Origin of the sequence: Treponema sp. JC4 (genome assembly GCF_000260795.1) — a bacterium.
GTDB lineage: Bacteria > Spirochaetota > Spirochaetia > Treponematales > Treponemataceae > Treponema_D.
On sequence record NZ_AJGU01000055.1, the window covers coordinates 1 to 8,837 of the forward strand.

At 37.1% G+C, this 8,837-nt stretch carries 14 protein-coding genes; 5 read left to right on the plus strand and 9 right to left on the minus strand.

The features are described 5' to 3' along the window. From MSI_RS15210 to MSI_RS12280, 4 genes are all read right to left on the minus strand, one after another. Positions 1–385 (minus strand): DNA (cytosine-5-)-methyltransferase (locus tag MSI_RS15210; RefSeq protein ID WP_202799346.1); only part of this gene is annotated, 385 nt, incomplete at its 3' end. Positions 386–863: 478 nt separating this feature from the next. After that, positions 864–1,136, minus strand: a complete 273-nt coding sequence (locus MSI_RS15215; protein ID WP_081481395.1) for an HNH endonuclease signature motif containing protein — start codon at positions 1,134–1,136, stop codon at positions 864–866. Continuing rightward, complete coding sequence (locus MSI_RS12275; protein ID WP_009107560.1) at positions 1,130–1,519, minus strand: hypothetical protein; 390 nt, start codon at positions 1,517–1,519, stop codon at positions 1,130–1,132. The genes MSI_RS15215 and MSI_RS12275 overlap by 7 nt, the downstream gene beginning before the upstream one ends. 7 nt (positions 1,520–1,526) lie before the next feature. After that, positions 1,527–1,739, minus strand: coding sequence for a helix-turn-helix transcriptional regulator (locus MSI_RS12280; protein WP_009107562.1), 213 nt, complete (start codon positions 1,737–1,739; stop codon positions 1,527–1,529). Positions 1,740–1,841: 102 nt separating this feature from the next. On the opposite strand from MSI_RS12280, the gene MSI_RS15075 reads away from it, so the two are divergent. The 4 genes from MSI_RS15075 (at position 1,842) to MSI_RS12300 (ending at position 4,648) form a co-directional block, all read left to right on the plus strand. After that, entirely contained in the window at positions 1,842–2,132 is a 291-nt protein-coding gene (locus MSI_RS15075) for a very short patch repair endonuclease (protein WP_237706513.1), read from the plus strand. 445 nt (positions 2,133–2,577) lie between these two features. Further along, the gene (locus MSI_RS12290; protein ID WP_009107564.1) at positions 2,578–2,982 is read left to right on the plus strand and encodes a helix-turn-helix transcriptional regulator; all 405 of its coding nucleotides are present in this window, start codon (positions 2,578–2,580) and stop codon (positions 2,980–2,982) included. Then, positions 2,963–3,628 (plus strand): hypothetical protein, encoded by a 666-nt coding sequence (locus MSI_RS12295; protein ID WP_009107566.1) that lies wholly within the window; start codon positions 2,963–2,965, stop codon positions 3,626–3,628. Before MSI_RS12290 ends, MSI_RS12295 begins: the two co-directional genes overlap by 20 nt. A gap of 258 nt (positions 3,629–3,886) precedes the next feature. Beyond that, entirely contained in the window at positions 3,887–4,648 is a 762-nt protein-coding gene (locus tag MSI_RS12300) for a DUF4469 domain-containing protein (RefSeq protein ID WP_009107567.1), read from the plus strand. 39 nt (positions 4,649–4,687) lie between these two features. Here the strand turns inward: MSI_RS12300 and MSI_RS12305 are convergent, their stop codons facing one another. The 3 genes from MSI_RS12305 to MSI_RS12315 all read right to left on the minus strand — a co-directional run bounded on the left by MSI_RS12305 (position 4,688) and on the right by MSI_RS12315 (position 7,250). Then, positions 4,688–5,692 carry a virulence RhuM family protein gene (locus MSI_RS12305; RefSeq protein ID WP_009107568.1) on the minus strand — a complete coding sequence of 335 codons (1,005 nt, stop codon included), beginning with the start codon at positions 5,690–5,692 and terminating at the stop codon, positions 4,688–4,690. A 106-nt stretch (positions 5,693–5,798) separates the two neighbouring features. Further along, positions 5,799–6,359 (minus strand): WYL domain-containing protein, encoded by a 561-nt coding sequence (locus MSI_RS12310; protein ID WP_009107570.1) that lies wholly within the window; start codon positions 6,357–6,359, stop codon positions 5,799–5,801. Positions 6,360–6,443: 84 nt separating this feature from the next. Continuing rightward, the gene (locus MSI_RS12315) at positions 6,444–7,250 is read right to left on the minus strand and encodes a DUF72 domain-containing protein (RefSeq protein ID WP_009107572.1); all 807 of its coding nucleotides are present in this window, start codon (positions 7,248–7,250) and stop codon (positions 6,444–6,446) included. Between the two features lie 186 nt (positions 7,251–7,436). Here MSI_RS12315 and MSI_RS12320 point away from each other — a divergent pair, with 186 nt between their 5' ends. Continuing rightward, positions 7,437–7,775, plus strand: a complete 339-nt coding sequence (locus MSI_RS12320; protein ID WP_009107573.1) for a hypothetical protein — start codon at positions 7,437–7,439, stop codon at positions 7,773–7,775. 56 nt (positions 7,776–7,831) lie between these two features. Here the strand turns inward: MSI_RS12320 and MSI_RS12325 are convergent, their stop codons facing one another. Next, positions 7,832–8,074, minus strand: a complete 243-nt coding sequence (locus tag MSI_RS12325) for a DUF1653 domain-containing protein (protein ID WP_009107574.1) — start codon at positions 8,072–8,074, stop codon at positions 7,832–7,834. Next, positions 8,037–8,645 (minus strand): 2'-5' RNA ligase family protein, encoded by a 609-nt coding sequence (locus MSI_RS12330; protein WP_009107576.1) that lies wholly within the window; start codon positions 8,643–8,645, stop codon positions 8,037–8,039. The genes MSI_RS12325 and MSI_RS12330 overlap by 38 nt, the downstream gene beginning before the upstream one ends. Positions 8,646–8,837: the final 192 nt, after the last annotated feature.

An 8,837-nucleotide genomic window follows, 5' to 3' on the forward strand; every position in this document is an offset into this window, starting at 1 on the left:
GTCCTATTCCCACTCTCTCATCAATATTTGGTTCTGGAAAATGAAAATCTTGTATATGCAAATCTTGATGAAATCCAACAATATATAAACGTTTTCTGTATTGTGGTACATGAAAATCTGCACTGTTTAATACGGTTTTTCTAACTGTATAATGTAGTTCATTTTCAAGAACATCCATAATTGTATTAATTGTATTTCCTTTGTCATGAGTTAATAAACCTGGTACATTCTCTAATAAAAAAGCCTTGGGTTGTTTATCATGTATAATTTCTGCAATATGGAAAAATAATGTACCTTGTGTCTTATGTTTGAATCCCTCTCGTTTTCCTATAGAACTAAATGGTTGGCATGGAAATCCACCAAAAAAGTAAAGTAAAATTTTCAGGAATTAAAGCTTTTGTTTCTTGCTTTTGTAATATCACCAAATGGTACTTCCCCATAATTTTTCAAAATAATGTCTGTTTTGCAGAATCATCCCATTCAGAAGAAAAAAACGCAACGACCTCCACAAGATTGTCCTGCTTGTCTGAAACCTCCAATTCCTGCAAATAAATCTATAAAGGTAAAAGGATTTGTTTCATTTGGTAAAAGATTTACTTTATGTTCTTTATTAAAAACTAATTGAGTAGGTAATGATTTTAAATCGATTCCTTTATTTGCTAATATTTCAGCATAATGAGTAGCTTCTGGATTCCCTTGTAACTGTATATAATGACTTAACAGAGCATAGTTTTCATCAAATGAATTACCATTTAGATATTTATTTAGACAATAATAATTTTACCTTTAAGCATGTTCCCCACCTTATTTTAAATAAATCACATCTCTATGATATTCTAAATTTCTCTTTAATGCTGGAGACATTAAAAGATCAAATTTACGCTTTTTGTTATATGTAATCGTTCTATATTTTCTTCTTTAAGGGATTTTGAAATAAGCATATCTCCAGTTTCTGTAAAAGAAATAATACCTAAATCAAATAACTTGTCGTACAAAACATTCAATAAAAAACCGTTTTCAGTATCCAGCCGTTCTTTATTATCACTAACAGACCATGGTTTTATATGACTTGCTATTAGAAGTCTATTATCACTAACTCCACTTATGAAGCAGATCCCTATTATATTTTTTAAAATTTTTCCCTAAAAATTCCTTGGCCAATTCTAGATTTTATTAGAGATTCCTTTTCTGTAACAGACAGCATTTTATCATGTTGAATTGACTCAATAAGTTTTTCATCAACTTTTAGATGACTTTCAGATTTTTTATACGAAATAAAATGTCTTAATGAATTAGAATACATACGGCGTCCAACTGTATCTTTATTAATAAAACTACTATTATGTCGCAAAAGTTCAAAAACAATTTCTAATTCTCCAATTGAAAGCTCTTCCAATGGTTCGTCAATTAATTTCTCTTCAATAGCAAGTTTATTAATAGCTCTTAAACCACCTTCATAATGCTCAATAGAAGAGTGTGAAAGATTTGTATTGTTAATTAAGTATTCAGTAAAAATCATTTATACTTTAATCCATTTCTTTCTTATTTAATTCAACAATATCACCAACATCAACTGCAAGAGCCTTACAAATCTTGTTAAGACTGTCCATTGAGATATACTCTCCCTTGTTCATTTTAGCAAGGATATTTGTGGAAATACCGGCTACTGTTAATAAATCCGTTTTTTTCATGTCTTTATCAATCAGTAGTTTCCAGAGTTTTTTGTAATTCGCATGCATTAATATATAATCCTTACTCGATTATATCACGGAATTTAAAAAAGTGGTAACTTTACTCATGTTTTCGTGAACTTTTTTCTCATTACCATATATAATACAGATATGGATGTTTTATCATCAGAAGACCGTCATAAAAATATGTCTCATATCCGTTCAAAGGATACAAAACCCGAAAAACAGATCCGCTCTGCCCTTTTCAGGGCTGGATTCCGTTATAGAATCTGCGATAAAAGGTATCCTGGTAAACCTGACCTTATCTTCCCACGATATTTTGCTGTAATCTTCATAAACGGATGCTTCTGGCACGCTCATGAAAACTGTCAGTACTTTGTTTTTCCAAAATCCAATCAGGAATTCTGGAAGAAAAAGGTTTACACGCAACAAAGAACGTGATGCAGAAAACCTCAAGTATTACCAGGAACAGTGCTGGCGAGTATGCTTTGTATGGGAATGTTCTCTTCGAGGTAAAAACTCCAGACAAAAAATCGAAAAAGTTACTGAACAGATTATCCAGTGGCTTGAAAATCCAGAAGAAGCCTTCTTGGAAATCAGGGGGTAGAATTATCCACGCCCCTTCTCCATACACTCCACGCCTCGTGTACTGACATTCCACAAACCTTCAGCCGTAATGCCACGAATCATAACATGTAAGACCGCACAAATTTTCATAATATCTAACGATATTTTTACAATATTGTGAATATTTTTCATATTTAGTATTGACTTCTTCATGAAGTGGATGTATATTTTATTCAGATGCTAAAAAACCTTCAGGCAAATAGTCGGAATCCGTTGGATTCTTGGGTGGGGGACAAACAATCAGAAGGATGGAAGTACAATGGCAGAAGTAACAGCATTCGGAAAAATCTTGAGAAAGATGAGAATTGACTGTTCGGAGGTTTTGGGAGTTATGGCAAAAAGGCTTAAGGTTAGCCCGGCATACCTTTCTTCCATTGAAAATGGCGGTCGCGAAATACCGGACGACTTTATTGCAAAAATTGTTGCAGAGTACGGTTTAAGCGAAGAACAGAAAAACGAGCTTGAAGAAGCTAAGGCTAAGGTCAAGGGGGCTGTTAATGTAAGTTTTTCGGAACAAAAGACAGAAGCAAACTATGTGGAAACCGCAGTAATGTTTGCAAAAGATTTCTCACGGCTTACTGCCGAACAGGTAAATCAACTTAAAGAACTTTTGAAACAATTTGAAAGTTCGGGAGTATATCAGAATGGAAGTGTGTCAGTATGAAGCGCAGATTGAGACAGCTATAAAAGAACCGAAAGCAGAGGCTATCGTTCTTACAGATGACGGAATGCACCTTACTGCATTCTGGGCGCGACTCTTGTGTGGTTGCGGAACAGACGGAAGATTTGAACCTATCTATGTAATGGAGAATATTATTCCGCTTTTTGACAGTTCATTTAATTATGAGATTGTTGAAGCAAATGCTTGGAATCGAAATGAGTTTCTTCAGGCATACTATAACCCTGAAGAAAACAACATTGTTATCCGAAGCGATGTTTATGAACGTGCCCTTGCTGGTGTTGCACTGGATGTAATTACTATAGCACATGAAGTTGTGCACTGTATCCAGTCAATCGTTATGAGGTTTTTGAATGCCATGCAGTGTGTAGAATTCAAAACTGCCCTTTGCAGCAATGATTCTTACGAAATGCAACAGCACGAACTTCAGACTGACAAGATTACAGCTCTTGTCTTAAGTCCTGACCGCCTTATAGAAGGCAAGACTGATGATGAGATTTTGCAGCAATACTTTATCAATCCATTGATTCAGTTTGTTTGCGGACTTGTCAAAGCTGCTGGTAAAAACTTAATGGAAGCTCTTAATGACACTAACTATTTTATGCAGGAGGTTGAAAAATGTGCCGTATGATTGTTTTAGCGGCAGCAAAAAAAAGGGCCTAAAACTACGCCAATAGTTTTAAGCCTTCAAACAATAGAAAGCAGTAAATCTGCTCTTATTCATAAGATTTATCCTACTTTCTATTGTGATTTTTTGCAAGTGCCGCACACGTCAAATAGCAAAAATTATTTTGTCATGCAGATTATCTGCAAAAACATGAATTTCGTATGAAATTCCAAAAAATCACTTGGGGACTGTCGCCCGTAGAAAGACAGTAGGATAGTAAAGATGGAAAACATCTCAACGCTGGAAAACAGCTCTTCTATTTTAAGTGTGACTTTGCATGAAAACAATTTCACAAAAGACGGAACTTATTACGCTACTGTAAGCCGTAATACAGCCACATTCAAAAACATTCTTTCTGAAATTTCAGAAGACAACAAAGGCATGGATCCTTTCATGCTCCAGTTTGCAGCAATTCTTATTCAGAAGAAGATTCTCAAGATGCTTGAACAGGGAAAAGCCGTAAACGTGCTTGACCTTGGAACTATGTACATTGCCATGAAGTGCAATGCTAAAGGAAAAAGCGACGTTTCAGAAAGCGGTAACTTTTACATCAAGTTTACTCCCACTCCTCTTGCAAACGAAGCAATTTCTTCTTTAAGCGTAGACAAAATCGTCTATGCCGACGGAAGTCCCGAAATCACAACAATCACAGACCTTTCGAATACCGAAGCAGAAGGTTCACTTACTGCAGGCAAACCATGCAGACTTACCGGTAGCCGCTTAAAACTTGGCGGTGACGGCTGGGGCATCTGGTTTGCACCAGTCGATTCTGAAGGAAAGATGAGTTCTGATGAAACTTCCTGGGTCAATGTGGAAGAAGCAAACCTCTTCCGCAACAAGCCAAGCGAACTGAACTTCTTCGTTCCTGCCCTTACAGCCGGTTCTTACCAGATTGTTCTGCGTACAGCCTATCTTGGAAAAGATAAAAGCCGAAAAAATATGCTGGAAACTGTAAGCGAAGCAATTACATTAAAAGCTGAATAGTATTAGGCTCCGCCCCATCTGATGTTTCGGATGGGGCTTTTATTTATTCTTCCTTACCTGTTCTTTTGCTTCTTTTTCTACCGATTTTATAGATTCAAGATATGCCTGCTCTACCGGACTAAGTGTAATAACTTCATATTTTCGATATTCAGCTTCTGCCTTTTTCATAGCCTGCTCATGACTCACACTACCCGCTCCCTGTAAAAGCTTTCGCTTTCCGGAAGACAAAACAGAATCTAACTGTTCAACATAGTCACTCATATACATTGGTCTATGCTCAATCGCATTGATTTCGGCTATATCAAAGTAACCTGAAACAAGATTATTCAAAATCTTAAGTTCATCGTCTTTGAGATAATTCTTAGCTATTTTTGCATCATTTAGAGAAGGTAATTCTCCAGAAAAACTTGTAAGTCCCATAAACGGCTTTTCTGCATCAGCACGTTCATAAATAACTTCAGCTGCAGTGTGTCCGTGAGCTGCAAAATGAAGCTTATTCTGTACAATTTTGAAAAACTGAATCGATTCATCACTTTTTGGATTGTAATCCACGCTGGTTGCATACAAATCGAGCACCTGTCTGTACAACACCTTTTCGGATGAACGAATATCTCGGATTCTGTCTAAGAGTTCTTTCCAATAATTTCCGCCGGCATTACCTTTAAGGCGCTCATCATCCATGGCAAAGCCTTTTTTGATATACTCTTTTAAGATATTATTCGCCCAGATACGAAACTGGGTTCCTCTCTGTGATTTTACTCGATAGCCTACAGAGATGATTACATCGAGGTTGTAATAGTTTGTTGGTTTAGTAACTGTAGTAGAAAATTCGGAATTTCCGAATTTTCTCGTTACCTGGCTTTCTATTAGTTCTCCTTCTGCAAAAGTATTTTTTATATGTTCATTAATTGTAGATTTTGCTTTTTGAAACAATTCCGCCATCTGATCTTGTGTAAGCCAGACTGTTTCATCCTGCAAATTTACAGAAAGCTTTGTTTGCCCGTCTTCTGTCTGATAAAAAACTATTTCACCTTTGTCCTGCATTCAAAATCTCCTGTAACAATTTCTCTGAAATTATAGCATAAATGACGAAAAGAATAATTCAACCATTAGTTTAAACCCATTATAATTTTATGAGAGGAGTTTTGCCTCATTGATTGCTCAAAATATCTTTCGCAGCCTGTATTACCATTTCTTTTAGCTCCGGGGGATTTAAGACTTTGGCACCGCCGCTGAAAGACATAACCCAGGAAGCAGTCTGCGAAAGCTGATTTGTTTCAAAAGAAAGGTAAACTGTCCCATCAGCATTTTCTTTAAGAACCTGACCTTTGTGCCAGGTTCGTTCCATAACATAAGTTTTAAGCCATTTTACAAATTCAATTTCAACCCTAACCTTTTCGCCGCTGTTTCCCCATGCTCCCATCTGAACATCAATATGATCACTAAGCTTAAAGTCCTTTGGAATCTTAAACTTGTCATTTGTAATTTTGCAGTTTCGTATTCGTGGCATTGCATAAAGACAGATTGCATTTGCATGATGTGAGAATCCTAGTACATACCAGCTTCCTTTTTGACAAACCATATGGTATGGATCAAATATTCTTTGTTCATATTCAGTATTCTGAGCTGTCTTGTATTCCATTTGCAGTGTACAGTGCATCTTAGTTGCTTTCAAAACATTTTCAAAAACACCTTCCTGTATCTTTGTCATCGGGTCAGAGATAAAATGAACTTCGTTATTTATCAGGGCTGAATCAACAGTGATATTCTGAGGACTGCAAAATTTTACGAAATTTTAAATCTGCTCACGAGCAATCATCTCTTTCAGCTTCAGCCCGTTCTTGGCTCCACTGCCGTTAGGATGATTGTTAAAGTAGACCTGAACTTTCTTTCCTTCCTTAATCGCCTGCATAATAATAGAAGAAAACTGCGATAATTCGCTATCCGAATAATCATAACAATAGCGGGCACTGCCATTAGGAGAATTCCCGGCAGCGTACCAGGCATCTGCATTCCGACCGTGCAGACGGATGTAAGCATTGCTGCCAATAAAAGGCGTACCTGTTACACTACCATCCGGAAGATTCTTAAGCTGCGGCATATCACAAAAAACTATTCCGGCATTACGTTTTTCAAGACCTTCAAAAACACTTTCCTTAATCCATTCGCGATGACGGAATTCTATCAGAGTCGGAAAGCCTTCAAACTTCTGTATCAGGTTTGCAAGGTAGATGCGGTTGTCGTTTGTGTAATGAAAGCTTTCTGGCAGCTGAAAGAGTACTGCAGAAAGTGCATATTTTTCCTGAAGCGGTGTGAGTGCAGTTTTGAAATCGTCAGCAGCGATCTGCCAGGTTGAATCTATTTCATGTGTCAGAAGCCTGTTTGCTTTTACGCTGAATTGCAGTCTGCCTTCACTGCGTTCGTAAAATGAATAAAGTCGTTCAGCTGTCGGCATGTTGTAAAAGGTATTGTTCAGTTCAAGGGCATTGAACTGTGTTGCATAGTAACTGAGGAAATCTTTACGTTTCAAATCCGGCGGATAAAATATTCCCTTCCATTCGGGGTAATCGTATCCGCTGGTGCCAATTAAGAGGTCTGACATAAGCCCATTATACTAAGAAATATAGGTTTTGACCGCAAAACAGGTCCGAGAATAACGCACCTATTTTCCCCTACCTCGTCCCAAATAAAAAAATTCACAGTGCCACTCTATGCCACTCTTGTATATTATAATAAAGGACATAAAGTAAAAAAACTACCGTTATAAACGGTCTAAAAGGAGTCCTTTATGGAAAGCTTAATTACAATTATTGTTATTGGATTTGTTATGGTTTTATCAGTTTATATTGCTAACTGGATAAAAGATTTGTCTAAATCAAAGAATCAGAAAATGAATGATATCTACACTTTCAGTCTCCCTTTCATTGCAACCATGGCCATCGGTATTGCTGTCATATCAGAGATTTTTTACTTACCTATTGTAATTACTGCGGCCCTTCTTGCAGGAACCCTGAGCCTGCTGGTTTGCTGGACAAAAGAACAGAAACTTCATGAAGCTGAGTCTAAAAAGGCTGACATTCGGTATGTTGTTTTTGTTGTATTTAAAAGAGCTTCATTAACTGCCTGAAATGAGACATGAAGTGTTCATATACAATGCTGAGATATCATCAGCATTGTTATTTTCTACTTTATATCTTCTACCAGTTCAAATCTCCACTTCTGCTGCACTTCGGGGTATTTGACGTGATCGACCTCGGAAAGGAACATCCCCTTCTCCCGAATCCAAAGCGAATTATCACCGTAGAGACGTCGGTAAACAACATATTCTTCCTGTGTTTCGGAGTGAAACGCAACATCCTCAACGATGTAATACTTGTTCTTAAAATGTTTATATATCCCGTGGATTTTTACTTCTCGTTTTTCCATATATATTGTCTCCTAATTCCAATGTAACCGCTGCTTCCCATCGGCTGCCTTTCCGTTCAAAAATCGTAATATTATCTACAGGAAAATCTTCAACAAGCTGCATTTCATTCATTACCTGCAGAGCATCCGTCATAACTCCCGCAGGAATATCCCGGTTTGAAACTGTTCCATGTGGCCTAAAAGGTCGCTGGTCTTTTTTAGTGCAGCCAGGACAAGCGTTCAAAATTGCCTTTACCGTTTCATCCCGGAGTCTTGTCCATGAATCACTTGCAATCACATTTGCAAAAAGCGTTCTGTCTCCAAAAGCATCAAAATTATCAATGTGAGCTATAAAACCCAATCCTTTAGGTAAGACATCCTTTTCAATTGCATGAACTAAATCTGCTGTTGAATACTCTTCCTGCAATCTGAAAGGCGGAACCAACGTTACGTGAATCGGTGTTCCATGACCGCTCTTACAGCCATATGCTTCTCTCATATAACGGCGGCAGTCTTCTAGAGTAAGTGTAATGTCCTCTGGCAAGAGGACTCCAATAAAATGTGTCTGCTGTGGAATATTATTCTGTTTCATTACTGTAAGTATAGCATTCTTTATTTAGAAAAACATTCTGTAGTATCTCTCGACGAGCTTCTCGCCTTGCAATCATTGTTTTCTCCTCTAAATAAAGTAATACAAAAAAATTGGATGAATATACTAACTGTTACATCTTTTTTGTAAGAATTTGAAGATAATACCCTTTCTATTTATGTAAGTTAGTGTTAT

Bases quoted from the DNA above. Each gene is read 5' to 3' on its own strand.
- MSI_RS12275 (WP_009107560.1), bottom strand. From the start codon at position 1,519: ATGATTTTTACTGAATACTTAATTAACAATACAAATCTTTCACACTCT.
- MSI_RS12280 (WP_009107562.1), bottom strand. From the start codon at position 1,739: ATGCATGCGAATTACAAAAAACTCTGGAAACTACTGATTGATAAAGAC.
- MSI_RS15075 (WP_237706513.1), top strand. From the start codon at position 1,842: ATGGATGTTTTATCATCAGAAGACCGTCATAAAAATATGTCTCATATC.
- MSI_RS12290 (WP_009107564.1), top strand. From the start codon at position 2,578: ATGGCAGAAGTAACAGCATTCGGAAAAATCTTGAGAAAGATGAGAATT.
- MSI_RS12295 (WP_009107566.1), top strand. From the start codon at position 2,963: ATGGAAGTGTGTCAGTATGAAGCGCAGATTGAGACAGCTATAAAAGAA.
- MSI_RS12300 (WP_009107567.1), top strand. From the start codon at position 3,887: ATGGAAAACATCTCAACGCTGGAAAACAGCTCTTCTATTTTAAGTGTG.
- MSI_RS12305 (WP_009107568.1), bottom strand. From the start codon at position 5,692: ATGCAGGACAAAGGTGAAATAGTTTTTTATCAGACAGAAGACGGGCAA.
- MSI_RS12310 (WP_009107570.1), bottom strand. From the start codon at position 6,359: ATGACAAAGATACAGGAAGGTGTTTTTGAAAATGTTTTGAAAGCAACT.
- MSI_RS12315 (WP_009107572.1), bottom strand. From the start codon at position 7,250: ATGTCAGACCTCTTAATTGGCACCAGCGGATACGATTACCCCGAATGG.
- MSI_RS12320 (WP_009107573.1), top strand. From the start codon at position 7,437: ATGGAAAGCTTAATTACAATTATTGTTATTGGATTTGTTATGGTTTTA.
- MSI_RS12325 (WP_009107574.1), bottom strand. From the start codon at position 8,074: ATGGAAAAACGAGAAGTAAAAATCCACGGGATATATAAACATTTTAAG.
- MSI_RS12330 (WP_009107576.1), bottom strand. From the start codon at position 8,645: ATGAAACAGAATAATATTCCACAGCAGACACATTTTATTGGAGTCCTC.